This window comes from Agathobaculum sp. (genome assembly GCF_022775115.1).
Lineage (GTDB): Bacteria > Bacillota > Clostridia > Oscillospirales > Butyricicoccaceae > Agathobaculum.
The window spans coordinates 33,880-60,318 of the sequence record NZ_JALFLA010000052.1; the positions used below are offsets into that span (position 1 = coordinate 33,880).

At 59.9% G+C, this 26,439-nt stretch carries 27 protein-coding genes; 9 read left to right on the forward strand and 18 right to left on the reverse strand.

The window, feature by feature from the left end:
* Positions 1–47: 47 nt before the first annotated feature.
* The 3 genes from MR935_RS06425 to MR935_RS06435 form a co-directional block, all read right to left on the reverse strand.
* Entirely contained in the window at positions 48–662 is a 615-nt protein-coding gene (locus tag MR935_RS06425) for a CpXC domain-containing protein (protein WP_290572071.1), read from the reverse strand.
* A 367-nt stretch (positions 663–1,029) separates the two neighbouring features.
* On the reverse strand, positions 1,030–1,392 hold the full coding sequence (locus MR935_RS06430; RefSeq protein ID WP_290572073.1) for a DUF2752 domain-containing protein: 363 nt from the start codon (positions 1,390–1,392) through the stop codon (positions 1,030–1,032).
* Positions 1,389–2,993, reverse strand: coding sequence for an ABC-F family ATP-binding cassette domain-containing protein (locus tag MR935_RS06435; protein WP_290572075.1), 1,605 nt, complete (start codon positions 2,991–2,993; stop codon positions 1,389–1,391). The genes MR935_RS06430 and MR935_RS06435 overlap by 4 nt, the downstream gene beginning before the upstream one ends.
* A gap of 204 nt (positions 2,994–3,197) precedes the next feature.
* Between MR935_RS06435 and MR935_RS06440 the strand changes: the two genes are divergently transcribed.
* The 5 genes from MR935_RS06440 (at position 3,198) to MR935_RS06460 (ending at position 7,579) form a co-directional block, all read left to right on the forward strand.
* Positions 3,198–3,914, forward strand: coding sequence for an NAD-dependent protein deacylase (locus MR935_RS06440; RefSeq protein WP_290572077.1), 717 nt, complete (start codon positions 3,198–3,200; stop codon positions 3,912–3,914).
* A gap of 136 nt (positions 3,915–4,050) precedes the next feature.
* Positions 4,051–4,239, forward strand: a complete 189-nt coding sequence (gene rpmB / locus MR935_RS06445) for a 50S ribosomal protein L28 (protein ID WP_290572078.1) — start codon at positions 4,051–4,053, stop codon at positions 4,237–4,239.
* 92 nt (positions 4,240–4,331) lie between these two features.
* Positions 4,332–5,021: an AzlC family ABC transporter permease gene (locus MR935_RS06450; protein ID WP_290572079.1), complete on the forward strand. Its 690-nt coding sequence runs from the start codon at positions 4,332–4,334 to the stop codon at positions 5,019–5,021.
* A 1-nt stretch (position 5,022) separates the two neighbouring features.
* Positions 5,023–5,352, forward strand: coding sequence for a branched-chain amino acid transporter permease (locus MR935_RS06455; RefSeq protein ID WP_290572080.1), 330 nt, complete (start codon positions 5,023–5,025; stop codon positions 5,350–5,352).
* Positions 5,353–5,425: 73 nt separating this feature from the next.
* A complete protein-coding gene (locus MR935_RS06460) occupies positions 5,426–7,579 on the forward strand; it encodes a Tex family protein (RefSeq protein ID WP_290572081.1) in 2,154 nt (717 codons plus the stop codon).
* Between the two features lie 75 nt (positions 7,580–7,654).
* Here MR935_RS06460 and atpC read toward each other — a convergent pair whose 3' ends face one another.
* From atpC to MR935_RS06535, 15 genes are all read right to left on the reverse strand, one after another.
* The gene (gene atpC, locus MR935_RS06465; RefSeq protein ID WP_290572082.1) at positions 7,655–8,056 is read right to left on the reverse strand and encodes an ATP synthase F1 subunit epsilon; all 402 of its coding nucleotides are present in this window, start codon (positions 8,054–8,056) and stop codon (positions 7,655–7,657) included.
* A 1-nt stretch (position 8,057) separates the two neighbouring features.
* Positions 8,058–9,455, reverse strand: coding sequence for a F0F1 ATP synthase subunit beta (atpD, locus tag MR935_RS06470; RefSeq protein ID WP_290572083.1), 1,398 nt, complete (start codon positions 9,453–9,455; stop codon positions 8,058–8,060).
* 27 nt (positions 9,456–9,482) lie between these two features.
* The gene (atpG, locus tag MR935_RS06475) at positions 9,483–10,352 is read right to left on the reverse strand and encodes an ATP synthase F1 subunit gamma (RefSeq protein WP_290572084.1); all 870 of its coding nucleotides are present in this window, start codon (positions 10,350–10,352) and stop codon (positions 9,483–9,485) included.
* Between the two features lie 20 nt (positions 10,353–10,372).
* A complete protein-coding gene (gene atpA / locus MR935_RS06480; protein ID WP_290572085.1) occupies positions 10,373–11,878 on the reverse strand; it encodes a F0F1 ATP synthase subunit alpha in 1,506 nt (501 codons plus the stop codon).
* 16 nt (positions 11,879–11,894) lie between these two features.
* Positions 11,895–12,437, reverse strand: coding sequence for an ATP synthase F1 subunit delta (gene atpH / locus MR935_RS06485; protein WP_290572086.1), 543 nt, complete (start codon positions 12,435–12,437; stop codon positions 11,895–11,897).
* A 6-nt stretch (positions 12,438–12,443) separates the two neighbouring features.
* Entirely contained in the window at positions 12,444–12,941 is a 498-nt protein-coding gene (gene atpF, locus MR935_RS06490) for a F0F1 ATP synthase subunit B (protein WP_290572087.1), read from the reverse strand.
* A gap of 42 nt (positions 12,942–12,983) precedes the next feature.
* On the reverse strand, positions 12,984–13,253 hold the full coding sequence (gene atpE / locus MR935_RS06495) for an ATP synthase F0 subunit C (RefSeq protein ID WP_031473158.1): 270 nt from the start codon (positions 13,251–13,253) through the stop codon (positions 12,984–12,986).
* A 43-nt stretch (positions 13,254–13,296) separates the two neighbouring features.
* Positions 13,297–14,031 carry a F0F1 ATP synthase subunit A gene (locus MR935_RS06500; RefSeq protein WP_290572088.1) on the reverse strand — a complete coding sequence of 245 codons (735 nt, stop codon included), beginning with the start codon at positions 14,029–14,031 and terminating at the stop codon, positions 13,297–13,299.
* 3 nt (positions 14,032–14,034) lie between these two features.
* On the reverse strand, positions 14,035–14,418 hold the full coding sequence (locus tag MR935_RS06505; protein ID WP_290572089.1) for an ATP synthase subunit I: 384 nt from the start codon (positions 14,416–14,418) through the stop codon (positions 14,035–14,037).
* Positions 14,415–14,672, reverse strand: a complete 258-nt coding sequence (locus tag MR935_RS06510) for an AtpZ/AtpI family protein (protein ID WP_290572091.1) — start codon at positions 14,670–14,672, stop codon at positions 14,415–14,417. Before MR935_RS06510 ends, MR935_RS06505 begins: the two co-directional genes overlap by 4 nt.
* A gap of 231 nt (positions 14,673–14,903) precedes the next feature.
* Positions 14,904–15,317, reverse strand: a complete 414-nt coding sequence (locus tag MR935_RS06515) for a hypothetical protein (RefSeq protein WP_290572093.1) — start codon at positions 15,315–15,317, stop codon at positions 14,904–14,906.
* An 84-nt stretch (positions 15,318–15,401) separates the two neighbouring features.
* Complete coding sequence (locus tag MR935_RS06520) at positions 15,402–16,550, reverse strand: D-alanyl-D-alanine carboxypeptidase family protein (protein WP_290572095.1); 1,149 nt, start codon at positions 16,548–16,550, stop codon at positions 15,402–15,404.
* 118 nt (positions 16,551–16,668) lie between these two features.
* On the reverse strand, positions 16,669–18,492 hold the full coding sequence (locus MR935_RS06525; protein ID WP_290572096.1) for a polysaccharide deacetylase family protein: 1,824 nt from the start codon (positions 18,490–18,492) through the stop codon (positions 16,669–16,671).
* A 93-nt stretch (positions 18,493–18,585) separates the two neighbouring features.
* On the reverse strand, positions 18,586–19,473 hold the full coding sequence (locus MR935_RS06530) for a DegV family protein (protein ID WP_290572098.1): 888 nt from the start codon (positions 19,471–19,473) through the stop codon (positions 18,586–18,588).
* Between the two features lie 13 nt (positions 19,474–19,486).
* Entirely contained in the window at positions 19,487–19,675 is a 189-nt protein-coding gene (locus MR935_RS06535; protein WP_290572100.1) for a hypothetical protein, read from the reverse strand.
* A 363-nt stretch (positions 19,676–20,038) separates the two neighbouring features.
* Here MR935_RS06535 and MR935_RS06540 point away from each other — a divergent pair, with 363 nt between their 5' ends.
* From MR935_RS06540 to MR935_RS06555, 4 genes are all read left to right on the forward strand, one after another.
* Positions 20,039–21,352: a sensor histidine kinase gene (locus MR935_RS06540; RefSeq protein ID WP_290572102.1), complete on the forward strand. Its 1,314-nt coding sequence runs from the start codon at positions 20,039–20,041 to the stop codon at positions 21,350–21,352.
* Positions 21,333–22,193 (forward strand): response regulator, encoded by an 861-nt coding sequence (locus MR935_RS06545; RefSeq protein ID WP_290572104.1) that lies wholly within the window; start codon positions 21,333–21,335, stop codon positions 22,191–22,193. The genes MR935_RS06540 and MR935_RS06545 overlap by 20 nt, the downstream gene beginning before the upstream one ends.
* A 282-nt stretch (positions 22,194–22,475) precedes the next feature.
* Positions 22,476–22,880, forward strand: a complete 405-nt coding sequence (locus MR935_RS06550) for a LytR/AlgR family response regulator transcription factor (protein ID WP_290572106.1) — start codon at positions 22,476–22,478, stop codon at positions 22,878–22,880.
* 72 nt (positions 22,881–22,952) lie between these two features.
* Positions 22,953–26,439: InlB B-repeat-containing protein (locus MR935_RS06555; protein ID WP_290572108.1), on the forward strand; the 3,487-nt coding region annotated here is incomplete at its 3' end.

Consider the following 26,439-nt stretch of genomic DNA (forward strand, 5'->3'; position numbering starts at 1 on the left):
CGCCGTCGCGTAAAACGGTCTCCACAGCGGAGGCCGTTTTTTCGCTTCTACGCGCCCATTTCGCGCAGCAGCTCAAACGTCTGCCGCGCCCACTCCATGTCAATGCACTGAAAATCGCCGCCCGGCGTGTACAGGTAGGTTTCCACATCGCCGCGCAGCCGCTGATACAGTTCGCCCGGCATGGCGGCGTATTGCTCCGCCCCGTCGGACAGGACGGCGGCAAAGCGCAGCTCACCCGTGCGCGCGTCCAGCTCGTGGAACAGCATCTCGACCACATCCAAATCGTGGCCAAGCTGCATCAGCAGCAACAGCTTCATCAGCTCGACCGCGCGGTCGTCCAGTCCGGCCTCGAGCACGGCGATTTTTTCCCGAAAGCCGTTCAAATCGCGTACAAGGCGCAGCCTGTAGCCCGCCAGCGGCTCGAACGCGGCTGCCGGGGCGGCCTCCTGCTCCGGCCAGAGCCAAACCATGAACTGGTTGTCCATATCGTGATACAGGCAGGGATGCACCAGCAGCATGGTCTCCCCGCAATTGGGGCACTTGACGCGAAAGCAGGAAAGATCGCGCACCCTGTTTCGCAGCGCGGGATTTCGGTCGATATTGATATGATCGAGCACCTTATGGTCGGTCTCGGCCTGACAGTGCGGACAGGTGGCGGTCATGCTCCGTTTTGCTCCCTTCCCATGCGTCTGGTTGTATTATGCCACAGCGGCCGGCTTTTTTGCAGCCAAAGCGCCTGCCGGCGCGCCGCTGATGGTATCATTGTAAAACAAAGCGGGATGCACTGCATCCTCGCTTCCTGGTGGACATTTCTTGCCGAAAAACTATGTTCGACAATTGTATAACAGCCTTGCTGCGTTCATTATATCACAGCGGCAAGCGCGTGTGAAGCCAAATCGTTCATCCTTTATGCTGCTGGTGATATAATCGCTGTTTCACGCCTATTATATCATACTATTTATGTGCCAGCAAGTATATGCCGCGCAAAAAACGGCAAAAGCGCACCGCGTCTGCCGTGCGCTTTTGCTTTTACGCCGCAAAAAGCAGCGGATCACGCACCGCAAGGCGCACGATCCATATCCCCGCCCAGAGCGCGAGCACACCCCAGAGCAGCGCCCGCTCGCGCGCCTTTGTGCCGAGCAGCGGCTTTTTGCCGAACAGCACATACAGCACCACCGGCGGCAGCACGAACACCATCGGATGATAGCGAAGCGCCGCTGCAAAGTCCAGCCGCAGCAGAGCGGCCGTCGCGCGGCTCATGCCGCAGCCGGGGCACGGCACGCCGGTCACTCGCCACACGGGACAGCCCCAGCCCAGCCCGCGCGCCGAGGCATATGCTGCCAAGGCCAGCGCGATACACACGAGCAGGCCGCGCACGCCCCGCTTCATCATCCCTGATAGGTCTCGCGGAACTCGAGGAACTCGTCGTAGGTGCACTCCTTGTCGAGCGTGCCGGTCGGGCGCAGCTCGATGATGCGGGTGGCGATGGTCTGCACAAACTCATGGTCGTGCGAGGCGAACAGTACCGTGCCTTTGAAATCGCGCACACCGTTGTTGACCGCCGTGATAGACTCCAGATCGAGGTGGTTGGTCGGCTGGTCGATGACCAGCACGTTCGAGCCGAACAGCATCATGCGCGCCAGCATCAGGCGCACCTTTTCGCCGCCGGACAACACGCGCACCGGCTTGTACACATCATCGCCCGAAAACAGCATCCGCCCCAGAAAGCCGCGCAGCGTGCTTTCCAGCGTATCCGTGCGCGAATAGGGCGCGATCCAGTCGAGCATATTTTCGGTGTGTCCTTCAAAATACTCATTATTGTCCTTGGGAAAATAGCTTTGCGATGTGGTAACGCCCCATTTGAACGAGCCTTCGTCGGGCTTTATCTCACCGATCAGGATCTGGAACAGCGTGGTCATGGCCAGCTCATTGTCCGAAATGAAGGCGATCTTATCCCCCCGGCGAACGATGAAGGAGACATTGTCCAGCACCTTTTCGCCGTCGATCGTCTTGGAGATGCCGCGCACCTCAAGGATATCCTTGCCTGCTTCCCGGTCGGCATCAAACGCGACCCACGGATAGCGCCGGCTGGATGCAGGCAGCTCCTCGACAGTCAGCTTGTCAATCAGCTTGCGGCGGCTGGTCGCCTGACGCGACTTGGACTTGTTGGCCGCGAAGCGCTGGATGAAGTTTTGCAGCTCCTTGATCTTTTCCTCGTTTTTCCGGTTCTGATCCTTGATCATGCGCTGGATGAGCTGCGAGGATTCATACCAGAACTCATAGTTGCCGACATACAGCTTGATCTTGCCGTAATCAATATCAACGATATGGGTGCACACATTGTTGAGGAAGTGGCGGTCGTGCGAGACGACCAGCACCGTGCCCTCAAAATCGGCCAAAAAGTCCTCCAGCCAGCGCACGGCCTGTATATCCAGATGGTTGGTCGGCTCGTCAAGCAGCAGAATATCCGGCTTGCCGAACAGCGCGCGGGCGAGCAGCACCTTGACCTTTTCCACGTCGCCCAGATTCTTCATCTCGGTATACAGCACGGCGTCCGCGTCCAGCCCAAGGCCGCCCAGCAGCCGCGCCGTCTCGGTCTCGGCATCCCAGCCGCCCATCTCGGCAAACTCGGCCTCCAGCTCGGCCGCGCGGTTACCGTCCTCCTCGGTGAAGGGGTCCTTGGCATAAAGCGCGTCCTTTTCGTGCATCACCTCAAGCAGGCGCGGATTGCCGCCAAGCACCGTGTTCAGCACGGTTTCGTCGTTAAAAGCGAAATGGTCCTGCTTGAGCACGCTCATCCGGGTGTTCGGCTTGATGGCCACCGTGCCGGTAGATGCATCCAGATCGCCCGACAGAATGCGCAGAAAGGTCGATTTGCCCGCGCCGTTGGCGCCGATGACGCCGTAGCAGTTGCCCTCGGTGAACTTGAGATTGACGTCCTTAAACAGCGGCTCGCCGCTGAAATTCAGGCTCAGCTCGGAAATGGTGATCATAAGGGGTCTTATCCTCCGTTTTCTGATTTCATCTGTAAGGATTATACCACATATGGGCGCGCATTCACAGTTATTTTACACCATGGCGGACATTTTTGTATATCTTGTCTTGAATTGACGCGCCGCAGCCGCTATACTTATATTAAAACTACCCCTTTTACCCGCCGCACAGGGTTTGACAGCAGCCAAACAGGAGGTGCTTTGATGGACGCGCAGATCGCAAAGCTGAAGGAATGGATCGACGGGAGCGACAACATCGTGTTTTTCGGCGGTGCGGGCGTGTCGACCGAGTCGGGCATTCCCGATTTCCGCTCGGTGGACGGCCTGTATAACCAGCAGTACAAATACCCGCCCGAAACCATCCTGAGCCACAGCTTTTTCATGGCCGAGCCGGAGGAGTTTTACCGCTTCTACCGCGCCAAGATGCTCGCGCTGGACGCGCAGCCCAATGCCGCGCACTTAAAGCTCGCCGCATGGGAGCGCGCGGGCAAATGCCGCGCGGTCATCACCCAGAACATCGACGGCCTGCACCAAAAAGCCGGCTCGCGGGAGGTGCTCGAGCTGCACGGCTCAGTGCTGCGCAACCACTGTATGCGCTGCCGCAAGCCCTATGACGTGCGCGATATTGCCGCCGGCACAGGCGTGCCCAAATGCGCCTGCGGCGGCATGATAAAGCCCGATGTCGTGCTGTATGAGGAAAGTTTAGACAGCGGCACGATCAACAAAAGCGTTTCCTACATCGCGGCCGCCGATATCCTCATCATCGGCGGTACCTCGCTTGCCGTCTATCCCGCCGCCGGGCTGATCGACTACTACCGCGGCCGTAGGCTTGTGCTGGTCAACAAGACCGAAACGCCCGCCGACCGGCGCGCCGATCTGGTCATCCACGGCGCGATCGGCGAGGTATTCTCCCAGCTGTAACGCGCCCTCCCCCGCGCACACTTTTCCGCCCGCCGCCTCCGGCTGTACTTTTTGTAAAAAACCGCTTGCAATCGGACGGGCAGTATGCTATTATAATATACGTTACGCAATGCATCAGAGAAGGAGGTGCAGGAAAATGGCAAAGTGCGATATTTGCGGCAAGGGCGTGACCTTTGGTATTCAGGTCTCTCACTCGCATCGTCGTTCCAACAGAACGTGGAAGCCGAATGTTCGTCGTGTAAAGGCTCTGGTCGATGGTACTCCCCGCCATGTCAACGTATGTACTCGGTGCCTCCGCTCCGGCAAGGTAACCCGCGCGATTTGATTTTGCGCGATACGTTGAACGCATGCTAAGGCGCTCTGCTTGCAGGGCGCTTTTCTATTGCCCCATTTCACGCTTTCAGAGGTGATATCGCTATGAAACAAGCCCTTCGCCCGGCGTTCACCGCAACCATACCGGTATTGTGCGGCTATCTGTTCATCGGCTTCGCGTTTGGCGTCATGCTGCGGGACGCGGGCTTTGCGCCGCCGTGGGCGCTGCTGTGCAGCCTGACCATCTACGCAGGCTCGGGGCAGTATCTGCTGGTGTCGCTGCTGGCAGGCGGCGCCTCGCTCGTGACCGTGGCAGTGATGACACTCCTGCTCAACTGCCGCCATATCTTTTATGGGCTTTCCTTTTTGGAACCCTTCCACCAAATGGGCGGCAAGAAATGGTACATGATCTTCGCCCTCACCGACGAGACCTACTCGCTGCTATGCTCGCTCCAAACACCAGCAGGCGTAGACCCGAGCGCCATGCGGTTTCTGATCGCCGTGCTCGACCACAGCTATTGGATACTTGGCTCGGTGGCCGGCGGTGTTATCGGCGGCGTGCTGCCGTTTGATTCGACCGGCATCGACTTTGCGATGACCGCGCTGTTCACAGTCATCTTTGTCGAGCAGTGGCTGCAATCCAAATGCCACATCCCCGCGCTGATGGGACTTGGCGCGGCAGCTGTGTCACTCGCGCTGCTCGGGGCCGACAACTTCATCCTGCCCGCCATGCTGGCAATCTGTGTCATGCTGGTCGCCGCGCGGGGCAGGCTGTATCGAGAGGAGGCCACATAAAATGACCACCCAAAGGGCGCTCGCCATGGTCGCCGTTGCCGCTGTTTGCACCTTTGCCACACGGCTTGCGCCGTTTCTGCTGTTTAACGGCAAGAAGCCTATTCCGCCTCTCATCCGCTATCTGGGCGAGGCGCTGCCCCCCGCGGTCATCGCGCTGCTGGTCGTTTACTGCCTGAAAAACGTGCAGTGGCTCACCGGCTCGCACGGCCTGCCCGAGCTGTTGTGCATCGCTGTCACCGCGCTGCTGCACCTGTGGAAGCGCAACAACCTGCTGTCGATCGGCGCGGGCACGGTGCTATACATGGTTTTGGTGCAAAACCTGTTTACCTGAATTCCCAAAGGCATGGTTTACCGTGCCTTTTCTTTTTGGTACAATAGAAGCAGCTACGAAAAGGAGAACCGCTATGCAAACCATCATCCAAACCTTATCCCGCGAGCTGGGGCAGCAGGAAAGCTGCGTCGCCGCCGTGGTCAAGCTGCTGGACGAGGGCAACACCGTGCCCTTCATCGCCCGCTACCGTAAGGAGCAGCACGGCGCGATGGACGACCAGACCATCCGTGCGCTGGCTGACCGACTGGCCTACCTGCGCAGCCTTGATGAGAAGCGCGCCGATATCCGCGCCGCGATCGAGGCGCAGGGTAAGCTGACTGATGCGCTCGCTACCGCGCTCGATGCGGCGCAGACGCTGGCCGCGCTCGATGACCTGTACCGTCCCTACCGCCCCAAGCGGCGCACCCGCGCCTCGGTCGCGCGCGACAAGGGGCTTGCGCCGCTGGCGCAGGCGCTGCTGGAGGCGCGCACGCCCTCGCCCACGATGGACGAGCTGGCCGCGCCCTTCATCTGCCCGGAAACCGGCGTGGAGACCGCAGCCGATGCGCTTGCCGGGGCATCTGACATCATCGCCGAGGACATTGCTGATGACGCAAACCTCCGTGCGCAGCTGCGTGGACTGATGCACCGTACAGGCGTGCTCAAAACCACCGGCACGGACGAAAACGACACCGTATACCGGATGTACCACGCCTTTTCCGAGCCGATCGGCAAGCTGCAAAGCCACCGCATCCTTGCCATCAACCGGGGCGAAAAGGAGGGCAAGCTCAAGGTGACGCTGACGGTCGACGACGCGCAGGCACTCGTCATGCTCAACCGCGCCGTGCTGCACCCCAAAAACCCCTTTTGCCCCGCGCTGCGCGAGACCTGCGCAGATTCTTGGAGCCGCCTGCTGTTTCCCTCGCTTGCGCGCGAGCTGCGTAGCGCGCTGACCGACGCGGCCAATGAACAGGCCATCCGCACCTTTGCGCTCAACTTACGCCCGCTGCTGCTGCAGCCGCCGGTCAGAAACCGCGTGACGCTCGGCTTTGACCCAGGCTACCGCAACGGCTGCAAGCTGGCCGTGGTGGACGGCACGGGCAAGCTGCTCGAAACCGCTGTCATCTACCCGGCGCAGCCGTTCCACAGGATCGATGAGGCCAAGCGTGTACTCACCCGGCTCTGCCGCAGTCACGGCGTCACCTGCATTGCCATCGGCAACGGCACAGCGAGCAAGGAAAGCGAAATGCTCATTGCGGAGTTTATCCGCGAATACGGCGGCGGCATCGAATACATGGTCGTGTCCGAGGCGGGCGCGTCGGTCTATTCGGCCTCCAAGCTGGCTGCCGAGGAGTTCCCCGACTTTGACGTAAACCTGCGCTCGGCGGTATCCATTGCGCGGCGGCTACAGGACCCACTTGCCGAGCTGGTCAAAATCGACCCCAAGGCGATCGGCGTCGGGCAATACCAGCACGATATGCCGCAGGCGCGGCTGGGTGAGGCACTGGACGGCGTGGTCGAGGACTGCGTCAGCGCGGTCGGTGTTGACCTGAACACGGCCTCGGCCGCACTGCTCTGCCGTGTGGCGGGTATTTCGGCCACCGTCTCCAAAAACATCGCGGCCTACCGCGAGCAGCACGGCCGCTTCGCTGACCGCAAGCAGCTTTTGCAGGTTAAGGGGCTTGGCCCCAAGGCCTATGAACAGTGCGCCGGCTTTCTGCGCGTGCCCGGCAGCCAAAACCTGCTGGACAACACCGCCGTCCATCCCGAATCCTACGCCGCCGCCCAAACGCTGCTGATGCTGTGCGGCTACACGGCGGCGGACGCGGCGGCAGGCAAGCTGCACGAGCTGCCCGCCCGCATTCGGCAGCTTGGTGCGGAAAACGCGGCGCAGCGTTGCGGTGTTGGCGTACCGACGCTGCTGGACATCGCCGCCGAGCTGCAAAAGCCCGGCCGCGACCCGCGCGATGAGCTGCCGCCCCCGCTGCTGCGCTCCGATGTGCTTGACCTAAACGACCTAAAACCCGGCATGAAGCTCAAGGGCACGGTGCGCAACGTGGCCGACTTCGGCGCGTTTGTTGATATCGGCGTGCATCAGGATGGGTTGGTGCACATCTCACAGCTCTGCGACCGCTTCATCCGGCATCCGTCCGAGGTAGTTACTGTGGGCGATATCGTCGAAGTATCCGTGCTGTCAGTTGATACCAAAAGCCACCGTATCTCGCTTTCCATGAAACAGCAAAAGTGACATATAAGCGCGGCAAAACGGCGGTTTTGGCCAAAACAAAGCCCTCTGTTCATAAGAACAGAGGGCTTTTGCGTTTCACTTGTACTCTGCAATGCGCACGCGGTTGATCGCCTTTTTCAGCTTGACCTGTGCGATATCCTGCTCGCGGTCGCTCTGCTTATGGTGGATGTTCGCCCTGGCGCGTTCCGCCGCTGCCTTGGCGCGCTCCACGTCGATCTCGTCCGCCCACTCACAGGTGCGGGCGAGCACGACCGTCTCCTTCTTCGACACATCGACAAAGCCGCCGGCAATCGCCGCCACGCGCTTCTGGCCGTCCTTGATGACGGTCAGGCCGCCAACGCCCAGCGCCGCGGTATACGGCACATGCCCCGGCAGGATGCCGACGTCGCCCGTCGCCGTGCGCACTACAATGCGCTCGACCTCGCCGTCGTAGAAGCAGCGCTCCGCCGTCAGCACTTTCAAATGGAAGGTAGCCATATTATGCCCCCTTCTTCGCCTTCTCCACGACTTCGTCGATAGAGCCGGCAAACAGGAACGCCGACTCGGGCAGATCGTCATGCTTGCCGTCCAGAATCTCGCGGAAGCCACGAATGGTCTCCGCCACGGGCACATACTTGCCCTCAAAGCCCGTGAACTGCTCGGCAACCGAGAACGGCTGCGAGAGGAAGTTCTGAATCTTGCGGGCGCGGGCAACGGTCAGCTTATCCTCGTCGGAAAGCTCGTCCATGCCCAGAATGGCAATGATATCCTGCAACTCCTTATAGCGCTGAAGGATGGACTGCACGGCGCGCGCGACCTCGTAATGCTCGATGCCGACGACGTCCGCCGTCAGGATACGCGAGGACGAATCTAGCGGGTCGACCGCCGGGTAAATGCCCATCGACGCGATATCACGCGACAGAACGACCTTGGCGTCCAGATGGGAGAAGGTCGTGGCTGGGGCGGGGTCGGTCAGGTCGTCCGCAGGCACGTAAACAGCCTGCACGGATGTGATCGAGCCTTTTTTGGTCGAGGTGATACGCTCCTGCAGCGCGCCCATCTCGGTCGCCAGCGTCGGCTGGTAGCCTACCGCCGAGGGCATACGGCCCAAAAGCGCGGATACCTCCGAGCCGGCCTGCGTGAAGCGGAAAATATTGTCGATAAACAGCAGCACGTCCTGCCCCTCGACATCGCGGAAGTACTCGGCCATAGTGAGGCCGGACAGCGCCACGCGCATACGGGCTCCGGGCGGCTCGTTCATCTGGCCGTAAACCAGCGCGGTCTTGTTGATAACGCCCGACTCCTGCATTTCGTTATACAGGTCGTTGCCCTCGCGGGTGCGCTCGCCCACGCCGGTGAATACCGAAATACCGCCGTGCTGCTTGGCAATGTTGTTGATCAGCTCCATGATGATAACGGTCTTGCCGACACCCGCGCCGCCGAACAGACCGATCTTGCCGCCCTTGGCGTAGGGCGCGATCAGGTCAACGACCTTGATACCGGTCTCGAGGATCTCGGTCGTCGACTCCTGCTCCTCATACGAGGGCGCAGGACGGTGGATCGGCCAGCGCTCCTCAGTCTTGACGGCGGGCTTGTTGTCCACCGGCTCACCGAGCAGGTTGAAGATACGGCCGAGGGTGTCGCTGCCGACCGGCACGGTGATCGGGCCGCCTGTATCGACCGCCTTTATGCCGCGCACCAAACCGTCGGTCGATTCCATGGCGATGCAGCGCACGGTATCCTGACCGATGTGCTGCGCAACCTCGACCGTGACCACACGGCCCTCGACCGCAATGGTGATGGCGTTGAGCAGCTTGGGCAGTGCGTCAGCGGCAAATTTGATATCCAGCACCGGTCCGATGATCTGGACAACGGTGCCAATATTCTGCTCACTCATTGGCAAAACTCCTAATTTCAAATGATCCTATGCGCCGACCCCGCCGGAGCCTGCAACGATCTCAGTGATCTCCTGCGTGATGGCCGCCTGACGGGCGCGGTTGTAGGACAGATTGAGGTTTTCGATCATCTCGCCGGCATTGTCGGACGCGGCCTCCATCGCCATGCGGCGCGCGGACTGCTCGGAGCAATAGCTCTCCACCACTGCGCCGTACAGCACACCGTACAGATATTCGGGAATGATCGCGTCGAACACTGCCTCGGGCGATGGATCGTACTCCGTCAGCACCTTTGTGCCCTGCGCTCCCTCGGCCTGCGGCTCCTTGTCGAAGCTGGCGGGCAGCAGCTGGATGCACTTGGCCTCCTGCTGCAGCGGGGAGACAAACTCGGTGTAGCAGAGGAATACCTCGTCTACATCGCCGGCGCGGTAAAGCGCGATCACCTCGTCAATGATCGTGTGCGTATCGCTGATGCGCATGGTTTCGGCAATGCCGGGATAGTCGCTCACGACCTGCCAACCGCGCTTGGCGTAATGCTCCTGCGCCTTTTTGCCCACCGTGACGATCTTGGCGCTCTTGTCCCCGATCTCTGCGGCGGCAAGCTTGAACAGGTTGGCATTATAGCCGCCTGCCAGACCGCGGTCGCCCGCGATCACGATGAACAGGCTGTTCTTGACCGGGCGGCGGCGGGTAAACACCGAGTCACCGTCCCGTGTCTCAGCCGAAAGGCGTCTGACCGTCTGATACATCGTGTTGAAGTAAGGCCGCGCGGCCAGCGCACGCTCCTTGGCGCGCCGCATCTTGGATGACGCCACCAGCTCCATCGCCTTGGTGATCTGCATGGTGGACTGCACCGATTTGATGCGGCGCTTGATGTCTTTCATGTTGCCGGAAGCCATAGCTCAGTCCTCCCTTCGCATCAATGCTCGGCAAGGAACTTTGCTTTGAATTCCTCCACGGCGTGGCTCAGCTTGTCCCTGATATCATCGTCCAGCTGCTTAGTGGCGCGGATGGTCTCCGGGATATCGCCGTAATTGTTGTCGATAAACGCAAACAGCTCCTTCTCGAAGTCGCCTACCAGCTCGGCCGGGATATCGAGCAGCTGACCCGAAACCACGGCGAAGATGATGATGACCTGCTTTTCGACCGGCACCGGGCTGTTCTGCGGCTGCTTGAGCACCTCGACGATGCGCGCGCCCTGATCGAGGCGCTTCTTGGTGTCCGCGTCCAGGTCCGAGCCGAACTGCGAGAAGGCCTGCAGCTCGCGGTACTGTGAATACGCCAGCTTGAGCGTACCGGCGACCTTTTTCATCGCCTTGATCTGCGCGTCGCCGCCGACACGGGATACCGAGATGCCCGGGTTGACCGCCGGGCGGATGCCCGAGTTGAACAGCTCGGTCTCAAGGAAGATCTGTCCGTCGGTGATCGAGATGACGTTGGTCGGGATATAGGCTGAAACGTCGCCCGCCTGCGTCTCGATGATCGGCAGCGCGGTCAGCGAGCCGTCGCCCGCGAGGTTAGCCGCGCGCTCAAGCAGACGGGAATGCAGATAGAACACGTCGCCGGGATAGGCCTCACGTCCGGGCGGACGGTGCAGCAGCAGCGAAAGGGCGCGGTACGCGACCGCGTGCTTGGACAGGTCATCGTAAATGATGAGCACGTCCTTGCCCTGATGCATGAAATACTCGCCGATCGAGCAGCCGGCATAGGGCGCGATATACTGCAGCGGCGCGGACTCGGACGCGGTCGCGGCCACGATGCAGGTATAGTCCAGCGCGCCGCCCGCGGCCAACGTCTCGGCCACCTGCGCAACGGTCGAGCGCTTCTGCCCGATCGCAACATAGATGCAGATAACGCCCGTACCCTTCTGGTTGATGATTGCGTCGAGTGCGATCTGGGTCTTGCCGGTCTGGCGGTCGCCGATGATCAGCTCACGCTGGCCGCGGCCGATCGGGATCATCGAGTCGATCGCCTTGATGCCGGTCTGCAGCGGGGTGTTAACATGCGCGCGCTCGATGATGCCGGGCGCCGGGCTTTCGATCGGGCGGGCTTCAGTCGTGTCAATCGGGCCCTTGCCGTCGATCGGCTTGCCGAGCGCGTCAACGACGCGGCCGAGCATGGCCTCACCCACCGGGACTTCGACGATGCGCTTGGTGCGCTTTACCGTGTCGCCTTCACGGATGTTCTGGTCCGAACCCAGAATAACGGCGCCGACGAGATCCTCCTCCAGGTTCTGCGCCATGCCGTATACGCCGCCCGGAAATTCGAGCAGCTCACCAGCCATGCAGTTTTCCAGACCATGGATATGCGCGATGCCGTCGCCTACGGTGACGACCGTGCCGACGTCGGTCAGCTTGATCCGGCTCTGGTAGTGCGTGATCTGCTCTTTGATGATATTGCTAATTTCTTCGGGGCGTAATTCCATAAAGTCACCTACTTCCTTACGCGATAGTATTGGTCAGCCGCGCGGCGATCTCGCTGAGGCGAGTGCGCAGGCTGGTGTCGAACTGCTCGTTGTTCACCTTGACAACGATGCCGCCGAGCAGACTCTCGTCCACCGACGTTTCCAGCACCACCTGCTTGCCGGTAACGGCGCTCATTTTGTCCTTCAGCTTGTTCATCAGTGCCGCGCGTATCGGCTTGGCCGTGACGGCGTGCACCTCGACAATGCCATTTTCAAAGTAATAATGCTCTTTGTACGCCTGACGCATATCGCGGATCAGGCCGACGCGGCCCTTTTCCGTGATCAGCATCAGGAAATTGAGCAGGAACGGCTCGATCCGGCCGTCAAACACCCGCCGCAGCACGTTCTGCTTATCCTCCAGCGGGATGGACGGGGTGAGCAGCACCTTGAGAAAATCAGGCTGCCCGGCGAACACGGCGCAGACCTGCGTCAGCTCGTCGAGATAGTCCTTCTCCTTGTGCTCGTCCTGCGCGATCTCATACAGGGAAAGCGCGTAGCGCTCGCTTACAATATCAGCCACTTGCGCTCACCCCACCTTGTCGATGAACTCTTGGATGAAGCGCTCGTGATCCTGCTGCTTGACGTCGCGCTCGACGACCTTGCCGGCAATCATAATCGACAGGTTTGCCACCTCGTCCTTCAGCTCGTTCATCGCCTTCTTGCGCTCCTGCTCGATCGTTGTCTCGGCCTTCTTCAGCATCGCCGCGGCCTGCTGTGAGGACTCCTTGAGGATCTCCTCGCTGCGCACGGTCGCGCGGCGGGTGGCCGAGCCGACGATCTCGGCGGCCTCCTCCTTGGCCTTGGCCAAACGCTCGGTATAGTCGCTGCGCAGCTTTTCAGCCTCGCTCTGCGCCTTTTCGGCCGAGGTGTACATGGTCTGCACCTCCTCCTCGCGCGCGGCCATCATCTTACGAACCGGCCCGAAGAGGAACTTTTTGACGATCAAGAATGTGATCAGCGTATTGCAGATCGTAACGACGATCTCCCACGGTGTGAAGCCTACAAACGGCATAAAATTTCCCACAGGTTTACCTCCTTCCTGAATGGAAGCATTCTACGCCGCTTATCAGAACTTGCCCGCGGACATGTCGACAAACGGGTTGGCAAACAGCAGGATCAGCGCGACGACCAGCGCGTAAATACCGGTCGACTCAGCCATCGCGATACCGAGGATCATGGTACGGGTGATATCACCCTGCGCCTCGGGCTGGCGGCCGATCGCCGCACAGGCCTGACCGGCGGTGTAGCCTTCGCCGATACCGGGGCCGATACCGGCGATCATCGCCAATCCGGCGCCCAGAGCGGACATACCTGCAACAAATGCCTTGGGATCCATAACTTTTTCCTCCTGAATCTGTTAAACAAATTTTGATTTTACGTCAGCCTGCGCTGCGCGCGTCACCCACATAGGCCATGGTCAGCATACTGAAGATGAATGCCTGCATCGCTGATGTAAAGCAGTCAAAGTACACCGACAAGACACCCGGCAGACCGATCTGCAGCAGCGGCACCGGCAAAAAGCCGAGCACCAGACGGCTCAGTGCGCTCATCGCGGCCATCAGCAGTGTGGTGATGACCAGACCGCCCGCGATGTTGCCGAAATGACGAAACGCCATTGCGACAGGCGTTGCGACCTCACTGAGCACATTGAGCGGCGCCATGACGAATACGGGCTGCAAAAAGCCCTTCAGATAGCCGCCGATACCATTGAACTTGATCTTGTTTACCGTGATCAGCGCAAAGGTAATCAGCGCCCACCCGAGCGTCGTATTCAGATCGCCCGTGACGGGACGCATGAAGAACAGCGACGCGAGCGAACCGCAAAACGAGGACAACAACAGCGTTGCGATATAAGGCGAAAAGGCCCGGTTGTTCGGCCCCATTGCGCTGTCGACCAGATTGTCGACCATCTGCACGGCCTTTTCCGCGAGCGCCTGCTTCCCCTGCGGGATCTTCTGCATCCGGTGCGTCAAAAAGATGCACAGGCACAGGATGAACAGCATGACGATCCATGCGTTGCGCATGGTCTCCGTGATCGGCTGGCCGCCGATCAGCGGTATGCTGTCCGGTATCTGCCATAATATTTTGGGGCCATTGATCTCGACACCCCCCATGCTTTACCCTCCTTTCCTCGAAAATATGCTGGAACAAACGAGAAGAATCTTGGGAAAAAACAGCGGCAAAACCGCGGCCAACGGGTCGATGAACGGCAGCTTGATCGCCAGAACGACCACCGCGCCGGTCAGCACATAGCGAAAGAAGTACCCGCGGCGAACGATCCTCGTCCCCTGCTCGGGCGGGAACAGCACCGCCTTGGCGGCGCTCCGTCCGATCATGCGGAACAGCAGCAGCGAGTAGCACGCGCCGAGCAGCAGGCTGAGCGCCGTCCTGCCCGGCTCGCTGCCGGCCAGCACGAAAACGCCAAAGGCAGCCAGCGTCAGCGGCGCCATCCCGCGCAGCATGCGCCTTGTTTCCTCGCGGACGATATCCATGCCCGTCATGGCAGCTTGTCCTCCCTTTCACACTCTCTGGCCTTGCGCTCGATCAAGCGCAGAAAATCACGCAGGCTGACCGCCGCGACCGCGACACCGAGCACGATGCCGCCGATCACAACGCCGTTGCCCCAGCCAAACCTGCTCCGCAGCCAGACCGCGCCAAAGCAGCACAGCAGCGGCGGTGTGATGACCGTGAAGCCCACTTGCGTGAAGTACACCAGATAGCGCAGCACCGACCAGTCGCTTTTGCGTTTTTTCAACTGCATTCCCCCAAAATCTTTTCCGATGCCGAGGCACAGCTCCGATAAAAAAATAAGCTTTCCCCCATTTTAAGCATCTTTACCTATTATACATGATGAAACGAAAAAAAGAAACCCTTTTTGTCAAAATCGTCTATCATTTTTACTTCCCAAAGCGGCGCGGGCGGCGATGTAAAAGAACAGACGTAATCCATAGCTGATTACGTCTGTTTGCAGGCGGCATTATGTATTTTACAAGAACTGCTTCATACCCTCGGTGACCGCAGAGATATCCTCGCTGAGCGAGACGGTGAAATTGACGCTGTGCTCCTTGGAAAAAGCGTCCAGCGCGGTCAGAAACGCCTCGGCCTTGGCCGCATCTCTGCCGCTGTCCGCGATCTTATACAAGCCGTCGATAAATACGCGGGTGATGTCATAATTGCCGGCATGGATGCCGCACAGGAAGCCAAGCAGGCTGTCATAGCCCTTGACCGGATAGTCGGTCGCGTCGATCAGGCGTGCGTCGTGCGAAATGTCGAACGTCAGCTTATTGCCGCGCGAGATGCAGACAACACTGCCCTTTTCTTCCTTTACCGCGGTGTTGACCTGGTCGATCAATTCCTTGGTCTTGCCAGAGCCTGTGCCGCCGATGATAAGTTTTACCATTGATTATTTCCTCCCAACCTTTGAGGTTGTTTTTAGTGTACCATAGTTTACCCAAAACCACAAGCATGTTTTATCAATTTCCCGTCAATTTGTCTGGTTTTCCTGCGCGCCGCAGAACAGCGCGCCCCACAAACCGGAAAACAGCTCGCCCAGCCCCTTGCACTCGACCGCCTCGGCCGCGACCAGTGGCACGCGCAGCACGACCTGTCCGTCGCTCAGCACGGTCAGCTCACCCAGCGGCTGCCCCTGCTCAATGGGCGCGCGGACCGACTCCGGCAGGTCGATCTGCGGCTCCAATGCGGCGGCCTTGGACTTTTCGATGATGAGCGAGCCGCTGTCCTCCATCTGCGGCTGCACAAACGCCGCGCGTCCCAGCGTGACCGGTACCGGCGGCAGCAGGTCATCCGGCAGCGTGTAGGCCGTAAAGTTTGCAAAGCCGTAATTGAGCAGCGCGGTCGCGTCGGCCATGCGGTTTTCCTTGGTCGGTGCGGCCATGACGATGGCGACAAGGCTCAGTCCGTCCCGCTCGGCCGTGGCCGAGATGCAAAAGCCCGCCTCAGAGATATAGCCGGTTTTCAGTCCGGTCAAGCCCTGATAGCTTTTTAGCATCTTATTGGTGTTGGCCAACGAGAATTTGCCGCCCCGGATGCTGTCCATCCAAATGCGCGTATAGTCGAGTATCTTCGGGTGGCGCAGCAGCTCGCACGAGATCAACGCCAGATCGTGCGCCGTGGTCATGGTTTTCTGCCCCATGCCATCCAGCCCGTTGGCGTTGATGAACTGCGTGCCGGTGCAGCCCAGCTCGGCCGCGCGGGTGTTCATCCGCTCGACAAAAGCGGCCTCCGTGCCGGCCAGATGCTCGGCCACGGCCACGGCGCAGTCGTTTGCCGAGCCGACCGCGATCGCCTTGAGCATCTCGTCGAGCGTGAGCTGCTCGCCTGGTTCAAGCCAGATCTGCGTGCCGCCCATCGAGCAGGCATACTCGCTGCCCGTTATCATCGTGTCGAGCGAGACCTCGCCGCGGTCGAGCGCCTCCATGGTCAGCAGCATGGTCATGATTTTGGTCACCGAGGCAGGCTGCAGCGGCTCATCGGCGTTATAGGAATAAAGCTCCTGTCCGTTCGCGGCGTACAGCGCAGCCGATTTGGCGTACAGCGTACCCATCTCGGGCAACGCCAGCGCCGGCTGCGCCAGCAGCGCAAGACAAAGCGCAAGACATACGATCTTTCTCATCCGGTCTGTCCTCCTTTTGTGCCATCCTATGCAGGAGGACGCGTAAACATACCGCACCATACGAAAAACTGCTCGAAAATATTGTTTTCGAGCAGTTTTCTATGATTTTGATAGGCCGTCAGCTGAACTCCGTGGGCGAATAGGTGCCGTCTGCAATGCTTTGGGCAGTCGCGTCGGACAGGTCGTTATACACAACACCAGCCTCAAGCGATATCCCCTTGATCGCCGCAAGCTCGGATACCGTGACAAAGGCATAGGTTTTATCCGTACGGCTTTGCAGCTCGTCTATCGCGGCCAGCACACCCTGCACAGTGGTCGGATAGATATCGTGCATCAGCACGATATCGCCGTCTTTCACCTTGCTGACGATCGCGTTCTTGACACTTTCCGCGTCGCGCACGCGCCAATCCTCGGTATCCAGGCTCCAGTTGACGATCGGCAGACCCAGCCCCCTCATCTGCTCCTTGACCGTGCCGTTGACGCCGCCGCCCACCGGGCGCATGACCGTCGGCTTATGGCTGGTGAAGGAAGCGATCAGGTCGCTCGTCGAGCTGACTTGGTCGTAAACGCCGTCCGCATCCAGTCCGGTCAGCTTGACGGCCGGGTGATCCATCGTGTGGTTGCCCAGCTCGTGCCCCTCGGCCAGATAGCGCGCCATGTGGCTGTTAAAATCCTTGATACGGTAGCCGCACATGAAGAAGGTGGCGTGCGCGCCGCGCTCCTTCAGCCCGTCGAGCAGCGAAGCCGTCAGCCCCTTAGCATACGCCCCCATCGCGCCGGTCGGGCCGTCGTCAAAGGTCAGCGCAATATAGGCATCAGCCTCCGGGATATTGCCGCTAAGCGCGGCTGTAAGCTGCTCCTGCATGCCGCTGAGGTAGGCCTTTTGGCTGTCGAATCCATCCAGAGACATTTTGGTGAATGCGAGCATGCCGCTGCCGTCGTCCAGCTTGGTATAGGTACGGCCGATCAGCGCAGCGAACAGCGGCGCGGACACGCGGAACACGCCGGTCTCCTCATCCTGGTAGGCCGCTATCCCATCGCCCTTGACGCGCTTGCCGTCGATCTTGGCCTTGCCATCCGCCGAAACGGTGGCTGCCACGCCGTTATAGGAAACGTTCCACTCCTTTTGCCCGTCAAACGCGGCTGTACCGCCGAGCGCCGTGATACCCGCGCGCAGCGGGATATACGGCATACCATCAACCTCTACCACGGCCTCGCCCGTGCGCTTGCCCTCCCCGCTCATCTGCGCAGAGGCGCCGTTTGCCAGCACCTTGTCCGACTGCACGCGCATCACCACGCTGCCGTCAAGCAATTGCTGCCGCGAGGGGCCGAGCGTGGCGATTGCGTCCGACGCGGCCGCTTGCAGATTCTTTTCGCTCAGCGCTTTTTTGGACTTGGTGATAATCAGCAGGCCGCCCTGCTCGGCGCTCAGCTCATCGACTTGCCACGAAAACGCCTCACAGAAGTCCCGCGCGGGCACATAGGTCTCCCCGTTCACAACACGCACTTTGGCATTCATCGTCAGCGTCTGGTCGTTAAAGCGTAGGGTCTGGCTATCCGCCTGCACGCGGGCGGTGTCCTTCTTATACTTGACGGTGGCCGTCCTGCTCACCTGATCCCACTCGATCGTCATGCCGAACTGGTCGCACAGCCGCGACAGCGGCACAAGTGCTACGTCCGTCTCATCCCGAAAGGGAGCCGCGCCACCAAGATCCACCACGCCGCTGCTGGCGAATGCTTTGCTGTTTTCCATCTGATAGACGACCTGGCCGCGGTCGCTTCCAAGGATCACGCCCGAGATGCCCTTCACGATGCGCACGGTCACCGGCACGGCGATCACGATGAGCAAAATCAGCACGGCCAGCACGCCGTAATGGCTGTTGCGCCGGCGACGGTGACGGCGGCGGTATCTAGGCCGATAGGTCGTTTGTTGATAAGTCATGGTTGTCCGCTCCTCCTCTATCCCACGTTTGCTGCTACACCATTTTATTGCGGTTCGGCCGCGCCTATCCCAAACGCGCCGTCTGCTTTGCTTTTACTGTGTCTGCCCCGCGGCCTCGAGCGCGCGGTCGAGCAGCTGCACACCCACACCGAGCAGCCGCGGTCCTACATACGCGGCCAGTGTGCAGTCGATCTCGCCCTCCATGCAGTAAGCAAAATCGGGCAGCTTTTGCTGCGCAAGCGCACGCAGCGCGCGCAGCTCGGCAGGCGCATCGCCGTGCGCAAGCGCCAGATTGAACCGTGCCCCTCTCGGCACGCGCGCGGCCGCTATATCGACCATCTTGGCCAGCGCGGCCTTGCGCCCGCGCACCTTGGCGGCGTTTACCAATTGCCCATCCGGTGTAAAGGAGAGGATGGGCTTGATCTGCATCAGCGTGCCCGCCACCGCGGTGATCTTGCCGATGCGCCCACCCTTTTGCAGGTATTCCAGCGTATCGACGCAGAAAAACACCTGCGTATCCCGCAGCAACGGCGGCAGCGCGCGTAGCAGCGCGCTCCAGCTCCAGCCCGCCTCGATCCAGCGCGCGGCCTGTAGCACGGTCAGGCCGATGCCGAGCGAGCCGCTCTGCGTGTCGAACGCGGCGACCTCCAGCCCGGCTGTCTGCTCGCCGATCAGGCGCACCATATTATAAGTGCCGCTCAGGCCGCCGGACAGGTGAAGCGCCAGCACCTTGGTATAGCCCGCCCGCTTGATCCGTGCGAAGGCATCTTCGACCGCATCACCGCCCGGCAGCGTGGTTTTAGGCATCTCGTCCGGCAGGCGGCGGTAGACCTCGGCCGGTGTGATATCGACCCCGTCCGCGTACTCACCGTCGGAAAAGATCAGCTTGAGCGGGACGACATGGATATCATACTTGCGCAGCAACACGCGCGGTATATCGGCGCAGGAATCGGTCAGCAAGGCGATTTTTTGACGGTTCATAGCTTCTCCCATCTCACAGTTCTTCCCCGGCGCTCCAATCAATCAAATGAGGCGAGACTTCAGGTGTGCGCTGTCCGAGGGGCGCTACCTTGACGCCGAAAAAGTCATACCACTGGCCGCAGGCGTCGCATTGCCACGCACTCGCCGCAGTCTCATCCATGATATAGATCTCATTCCCGCATTCGCAGGTCAAAATGGTCATCGCAGCAGCTCCTTTGCAGCATTGCTTCCGTTTCGCAGCCGCCCTCCCACGGCGGCCGGCGCGCTTTTCGACCGAAGCTGCGCGCCATCGGCGACGGCATTGGTGAAGAATATATAATAGCCATTTTACTGCTATTATATCATGGTTGTGCGCAAAAGTCGACTCTCTTCTTTCATAAAAAAGAACCAGCAATTTTGTCATATTCCTCATCTGTTTTATGCTATTTGCCGCCCTGTGCGTAGGCATTCCACACCCATAGCCGAAAAACCATACCATTCTATTGCGGTAGGTGCTATACTATATACATCACATCGCCCTATTACCCGATGTCACACCACGCAAAGAAAGCGAGGACATGGAGAAATGCCCGGCCTGAATGACATGATGGAACCCAACGTATGCCTGCTGCTGCTGTCCGCAGCAGTCACCCTGTTTCTGCTGATCGGCGCGCTGACCGACCGCACCCGCAGCCGCCCCTTTATGCAGTGCTTCATCGCGCTGCTGGTCTGTGCCGACCTCATGCTGCTGGGCGAGGCCGGCCTGTGGTTTTTCGGCGGCTCACCCAAGCATATCCCCCTGCTCAAACTCTGCGCCCTTCTCTCCTTCGGCTGCGGCGCGGCGGTCAACGCGCTTTTTGCCTACTGTTTGGTGGGCTTTATCCGGGAACGGGCTAACATCTCCTACCGCTTCGTCCATATCATCGCGGCAATATGCGGCGCGTTTATCCTGCTCGTCGTGCTTTCGCTGTACAATGGGCTGCTGTTCTCCTTTGATGCCGGCGGACGGTATGTGGACGGCCCGTGGTACGGCGTTGTCGAGACGGTCGACCTTGGCACACTGCTGCTCGAAATGCTGATGCTGGTAGGCTACCGGCGGATACTTACGACACGGCGTATGCTGACTCTGCTCTCCTTCTGTGTGCTGCCACTGCTGTCCATGCTCGTGCTGCCGTATTGGAACCCCACCCCCATGTATGTGGCCACCACCCTGTCGCTCATCCTGCTGCTTCTGCTGTTCCACGGCGAGCTGACCCGGCAGCTGGCAGAAAAGGAGGTACAGCTGGCCGAAGGGCGCATCGCCATCATGCTCAGCCAGATACAGCCCCATTTTCTACATAACGTACTCAGCTCCATCAGCCAGCTTTGCAGCGAAAACCCCCGGCAGGCACAGCTCGCGCTTGACGATTTCTCCATTTATCTCCGGAGAAATATGGATTCGCTGAGCAGCGCCGAGCCGATTTACTTCCCAAACGAGCTGCAGCATGTGCAGCTCTACTTGAAGCTTGAAATACTGCGCTTTCAGGACAAATTGCGCGTCGTTTACGATATTCAAGACGACGATTTTTTCCTGCCGCCGCTGGTCGTGCAGCCGCTGGTTGAAAACGCCGTCAAGCACGGTATACGCCCCGCCGGACGCCCCGGCACGGTCACTCTGCGCACTTGGAGCGAGGGCGACACCATCCACATCGCGGTGGCGGACGACGGCGTCGGCTTCGACCCCCGTGAGCGCCCGGCGGACGGCCGCTCGCACATCGGGCTTACCAACATCCGCGACCGCCTACGGCAGATTTCGGACGGCGTGCTGACCATTGAGAGCACCCCCGGCCGGGGCACGACAGCCACCATCACACTGAGCCGATACGGAAAGGAGGCCGCGCATGAACATCTTGGCGGTTGACGACGAACGCCTGCCCCTCAACAAGCTTGCGGGACAGCTTGAAATCGTATTCCCGCGCGACACGCTCCGCTGCGAGCAGGAGCCTTACGCCGCGCTGCGCTGGGCGGAGGAGCTGGCCGGCTGGGGCGAGACGCTCGACTACGCCTTTCTGGACATTCAGCTGGGCAGCATGGACGGGCTTGAGCTGGCATGGCGGCTCAAGAAAATCTTTCCGCACACGGTTTTGTTTTTCTGCACGGCCTACAACCAATACGCCATCAACGCCTTCGGCCTGCGGGCAAAGGGCTACCTCATCAAGCCTATCCGGGCGGAGGATATCCTTTCCGTGCTCAACGATGAGCTGGGCGATTGGCGGCAGGCCGAGCCGGACGGGGACGGCACACCCCTGCCCCGCGTGCGCGTGCAGGCCTTTGGGTATTTTGAGGTGTTTGTCGACGGTAAGCCCCTTGTGTTTGAGCGCAAAAAGGCCAAGGAGCTGCTGGCCTATCTGGTCGACCGCCACGGCACATCGGTCACCACCGAGCAGATGGCTGCGGTGCTGTATGAGGAGGAAAACTACGACCATCGGCTGAAAAGCCGCGTCACCTCGGCCTCCTCCTCGCTGCAAAGCACGCTTAAGGCGGCAGGCGCGGAGGATATCCTCGTCAAAAGCTGGGGCAGGCTGGCCATCGACCCGGACAAAATCAAGTGCGACGCATATGATTTTGAAAAATGGGACATGGCAGCGGTCAACGCCTTCCACGGGGAGTATATGGCCGGTTATTCGTGGGCGGAGTTCACCACCGGCAAGTATGTCCGCATGGAGCAGGAGCAGAAAAATCGCAGGGGATTTTTCAAATGAACAAGACCGCAGGGGCAGCGCCGCTCCTGCGGCTTTTTTGTGCCCTGCAAAAAATTTTTTGCGCGGCGCGTACAGCTTCACTTTCATCTTTCACCAAAAATGTATGATTTATTTGAGGAAATACGAAAAATCCCATCCATATCTGCTATTTTGTTCCAGATTTGTTCATCTCCGCCGCGCAAAGATTTTGGAAGCGCGCCGCATTTCTGTGCCCTTTCCGTGAACTTTGTTTTATATAATCAAAGCATCACAAAGACCAAACGCTGGGAAAGGGGGGATGCGATGCTGATCCTGCTGGTGCGCCGGGAGAAAAAGGCGCTGGGCGAGCTGCGGCAGCTGGTGTGGCAATGCTACCCCGGCAGCGATGCACTCGCCTTTACCGACGCGGCGCAGGCGCTCGCGTTCGTCGAGGGCAGGCGGCTGGATATCGACCTATGCATCACCGATGTGCAGCTATCCGGCATGACCGGACTGAGGCTGGTACGCCAGCTGCGCCAACGGGACAGACGGACAAAGGCTGTGCTGATCTCGGCCAGCCGCGCCTACGGCCTTGACGCATGGCGCGCGGGCGCGAGCGACTATCTGCTCGAGCCGGTCACGCTTGACAGTGTGCGCCACACCATCGGCAATTGCAGCCCCTTTCTCAGCGGCTATCAGGCCGAGGAAAGGAGGGGATGCAGTGTGTGACCCGCCCCACCGGGCGGACACAACACCAAAGCCTGTCACAAACCAAATTTTTTAGATGGAGGAAATGAGGATATGAAACGAAGTAAGACGCGGCTGCTGTCCCTGCTGCTCACGCTCTGCATGATGCTGAGTATGTTCACTGGGCTGGGCGTCACGGCGAGCGCGGCGGATCGTGAACCTGTATATGTCAATGGCACAGATGTGAGCGCCGGCGGCTACTGGAAGATCGCTGACAGCTCAGATGATACTGTGGGCGATGCAAACGATTACAACTATCACTACGACCCCAACACGCAAACGCTGACGCTGAATAACGCGATCTTTAACAAAGTGTATGCAGTGGAGCTCGGCTCCAGTCAGGGACCATATTACAGATATTACGGCATCTATGCCTACTATTCCGACCCTGCGACATCGCTGAAGCTCGTGCTGAACGGCACGAACTCCATCCAGTCGGAGTTGCTGAAAACACCTAGCGGCCCTATCGATAACAGCTTCGGCATAGCGCTTTTACAGAAGAACGTCTTCTCCGCCGGTGCGATCGAGGTCTCCGGCACCGGCTCGCTTGAGGTGTGCGGTGCGTACCGTGCACTTTTTACCGGTGATCTGAAGGCAGCGTCGGACATGACGGTCGAGGGTAGCGAGGCTATTGACGGCAGCTCGTTTGAGCCGTTCGATCCCGCTAAGACCGGCTCCGAGCACGGGGCGCAGAACCCCTATCTGGCGGTCAGGATCATCGGCCCCGGCAGCACCGCGCCCGCGGGCAAACGCACCAAGACGCTCGACTGCACCGCGTTCACCGGGGATGCGTCCAGCGACACCGAGGCTTGGACATGGGATTATGACACCAAGACGCTCACCCTCAGCGGTGTGGACATTGCGGTAAATGAATACTTAGATCCAAGCAATAAAAGAACCCTTGGGGTCATACTGCCTGCGGATTCCACGGTTGTACTCAACGGCGACAACAAGATCGTCAGCACCGCGCCGTCGACGGATGGGGCATCGACATTCGGTATTACTGCACGTGGCAACCTTACGATCGTTGGCGATGGCACACTGGCGGTCGAAGCGGGCGGCTGCGGCCAGAATACCGGTATTTATGTAGATGACATGGATGGCACCGAGTTGCTTACCATCGGCGACGGCAAAAGCGCGCCGACCGTTATCGCAAATGCAAAGGATACAGTCGGGGATAACGCTTACTTCAGCAATGGCATTTCCACACCGACGCTGGTGCTGAAAAAGGGTAGCCTGACTGCCAGCGGCGGCAATGCGCGATATAGCAGCATCGGCGTTTCCGTGCTGGACCGCATCCTGATCCATGATGGCTTCACACTGACCGCTTCTTCCGGAACCGTAAACTTTGATTTCGACATCGTAGCTGCAGTCGTCGGCAATATGGAAAGCGCGACGCCGGGCAAGGTTGTGAGCATCGCAAACGGCCAAGCGGCTACAATAGAGATGCCCGGCCCCGGTGGCGAAATGAGGTCGATCCCCATGGTCAAGCAGAGCGGATCTGCGCCTGCGGTGGTCACGCTTGTGGATGGCGGCTCCACGCCCGCGGGCACACGCACCACGGCGCTCGACCTCGCCTTGTTCAGCGAAACCAACACCTACGGCGCGACCAACGGCGGCAGCGGCACACTCTGGACGAACGCGGCCGAAAAATGGAGCTGGGACACCGCGACAAAGCAGCTGACGCTCTTCGGCCTGAACCTCGTCGCCGATTATTTCCTGCCGCTGAATCTGCCGGACGGCGCGGAGATCATCCTCGCAGCCGGTACGGAAAACAGCATCCGCAGTTCATCTGCTCCCATCGAGATGGGCATTACTCTGATTAGGGGCGAAGGCGCGCTGACCATTTCCGGCAGCGGCAAGCTGACTGTGGGCAGCGGCACAGATAACCCGGCAACCACCTTTGCCATTGCGGTTATGAACGACCTGACGATCAACCTCACCGGCGCGGGTCAGGTCACCGCTCTTGGCGCGGTTGGAAACGCACGGCCCGATCTGCCCACCGCGGCGATCATATCTCTCATGGGAAGCATCGTGCTTGGCGATGATGTAATCATTGCTGAGCCTGCCGGTACGAGCATCCAGACGGTGCAAGGTATGCAACTCACCGCCGATCAGAGCGGCTCTCCCGTTACCGGTGTCATCCTGCGCACCGGCAGCGCAGCCAATATGATAAAGCATTTATCCGTTCACATTGATGAGCTGAAGCCCGGCCCGCTTTCCGGCGCGAAAATCACCATTACCGGCTCTGCTGATATGCCCGCCACATCACCGGCTTCGTTCCAAGCTGAAAATGTTGTGTGGTACGTTGTGCCGGAGGACGGCGGAAAGCTGCAAAAGGCTACCGAATTTGAAGCCGGTAAGACCTACGCACCCGGGTTTACGTTCCGGTTTGACCCGTCCACCACGCCTTTCCCCGAGGCGGATCAGGAACACACGATTCGAGACACCAGTGTGTATGTCTACTACAAGAATCAGCTGCTTTCGTTCGACCTCGCAGAGACGCCCTATCTGACTCCGCTCGATCAGAACACCATGGGCCTGGAGCTTCCGCTGGTGTTCGTAGCATCCAGCGGCGATGCCCCGACTGAGCACACCATCACCTTTGACACACAGGGCGGCGACCCGCTGCCCGGCGGCAGCACCGCTAAGACGGTCGGCGGCAAGCTGGCCGCGCTGCCTACGCCCACACAGACGGGTAAATACTTCGCCGGTTGGTATACCGAGCTGCTCGGCGGCCAGCTGGTGACCGAAAAAACGGTGTTCACTGCCCCGGCGACCATCTATGCCCGCTGGACGATCGCCAAGATCGAGCACACCACCCAGCCGGACAGCAACGCCTTGCAGGGTGCTGTAGCCATGACCGATCTGGAAGTGCTTGACAAAATCCCGCTGACCGATGCGGAGAAGAACGGCACGGATGACATCAATATCTACCTGAACGTGCAGGATATCAACCAGACCATCCCGACAGCGGAAAAGGATATCATCACCGGCAAGGCAGGCAGCGACACGGTCGCGTCCTATCTGGATATCACGCTGTTCAAACAGGTCGGCAGCAGCACGCCCGCACCCATCCCGAACACCAACGGTAAAATCACGGTCAGCCTGACTGTGCCGGATGCGTTCATCAACGCAAATGCAAGCGTAACGAGAACGTATTACATCATTTATGTGCACGGCGGTGCGGTGCAGACGCTCCCGGCCAGCTTTGACGCCGCGACCAAGCGGCTGTCCTTCGAGACCGAGCAGTTCTCCACCTACGCGCTGGCGTATCAGGATGTGTCCGGCGGCAGCAGCGGCGGAAATGCCGGCGGCGGCGGGGCCGTGGCGGCGACCGCGCCTGTAAATATCCCGGCGACGACACGCGGCAAGGTGAGCACCAACCCCAAGACTGCCTCCAAGGGTCAGACCGTCACCATCACCGTCACCCCGGAGGACGGCTACACGCTCGACACCCTGACCGTCACCGACAAGGACGGCAACAAGCTGCCCGTCACCGCTGTGGGCGGCGGCAAGTATACCTTCACCATGCCGGAGG

What these genes read in the sequence shown, in the direction of transcription:
- MR935_RS06545 (WP_290572104.1), top strand. Translation starts at nt 21,333, where the DNA reads ATGAACATCTTGGCGGTTGACGACGAACGCCTGCCCCTCAACAAGCTT.
- MR935_RS06550 (WP_290572106.1), top strand. Translation starts at nt 22,476, where the DNA reads ATGCTGATCCTGCTGGTGCGCCGGGAGAAAAAGGCGCTGGGCGAGCTG.
- rpmB (WP_290572078.1), top strand. Translation starts at nt 4,051, where the DNA reads ATGGCAAAGTGCGATATTTGCGGCAAGGGCGTGACCTTTGGTATTCAG.
- atpE (WP_031473158.1), bottom strand. Translation starts at nt 13,253, where the DNA reads ATGGATCCCAAGGCATTTGTTGCAGGTATGTCCGCTCTGGGCGCCGGA.
- MR935_RS06535 (WP_290572100.1), bottom strand. Translation starts at nt 19,675, where the DNA reads ATGACCATTTTGACCTGCGAATGCGGGAATGAGATCTATATCATGGAT.
- MR935_RS06515 (WP_290572093.1), bottom strand. Translation starts at nt 15,317, where the DNA reads ATGGTAAAACTTATCATCGGCGGCACAGGCTCTGGCAAGACCAAGGAA.
- MR935_RS06425 (WP_290572071.1), bottom strand. Translation starts at nt 662, where the DNA reads ATGACCGCCACCTGTCCGCACTGTCAGGCCGAGACCGACCATAAGGTG.
- MR935_RS06525 (WP_290572096.1), bottom strand. Translation starts at nt 18,492, where the DNA reads ATGACTTATCAACAAACGACCTATCGGCCTAGATACCGCCGCCGTCAC.
- MR935_RS06435 (WP_290572075.1), bottom strand. Translation starts at nt 2,993, where the DNA reads ATGATCACCATTTCCGAGCTGAGCCTGAATTTCAGCGGCGAGCCGCTG.
- MR935_RS06450 (WP_290572079.1), top strand. Translation starts at nt 4,332, where the DNA reads ATGAAACAAGCCCTTCGCCCGGCGTTCACCGCAACCATACCGGTATTG.
- atpA (WP_290572085.1), bottom strand. Translation starts at nt 11,878, where the DNA reads ATGGAATTACGCCCCGAAGAAATTAGCAATATCATCAAAGAGCAGATC.
- MR935_RS06520 (WP_290572095.1), bottom strand. Translation starts at nt 16,550, where the DNA reads ATGAGAAAGATCGTATGTCTTGCGCTTTGTCTTGCGCTGCTGGCGCAG.
- MR935_RS06440 (WP_290572077.1), top strand. Translation starts at nt 3,198, where the DNA reads ATGGACGCGCAGATCGCAAAGCTGAAGGAATGGATCGACGGGAGCGAC.
- MR935_RS06460 (WP_290572081.1), top strand. Translation starts at nt 5,426, where the DNA reads ATGCAAACCATCATCCAAACCTTATCCCGCGAGCTGGGGCAGCAGGAA.
- MR935_RS06530 (WP_290572098.1), bottom strand. Translation starts at nt 19,473, where the DNA reads ATGAACCGTCAAAAAATCGCCTTGCTGACCGATTCCTGCGCCGATATA.
- MR935_RS06455 (WP_290572080.1), top strand. Translation starts at nt 5,023, where the DNA reads ATGACCACCCAAAGGGCGCTCGCCATGGTCGCCGTTGCCGCTGTTTGC.
- atpD (WP_290572083.1), bottom strand. Translation starts at nt 9,455, where the DNA reads ATGAGTGAGCAGAATATTGGCACCGTTGTCCAGATCATCGGACCGGTG.
- atpG (WP_290572084.1), bottom strand. Translation starts at nt 10,352, where the DNA reads ATGGCTTCCGGCAACATGAAAGACATCAAGCGCCGCATCAAATCGGTG.
- MR935_RS06505 (WP_290572089.1), bottom strand. Translation starts at nt 14,418, where the DNA reads ATGACGGGCATGGATATCGTCCGCGAGGAAACAAGGCGCATGCTGCGC.
- MR935_RS06500 (WP_290572088.1), bottom strand. Translation starts at nt 14,031, where the DNA reads ATGGGGGGTGTCGAGATCAATGGCCCCAAAATATTATGGCAGATACCG.
- MR935_RS06540 (WP_290572102.1), top strand. Translation starts at nt 20,039, where the DNA reads ATGCCCGGCCTGAATGACATGATGGAACCCAACGTATGCCTGCTGCTG.
- atpC (WP_290572082.1), bottom strand. Translation starts at nt 8,056, where the DNA reads ATGGCTACCTTCCATTTGAAAGTGCTGACGGCGGAGCGCTGCTTCTAC.
- MR935_RS06430 (WP_290572073.1), bottom strand. Translation starts at nt 1,392, where the DNA reads ATGATGAAGCGGGGCGTGCGCGGCCTGCTCGTGTGTATCGCGCTGGCC.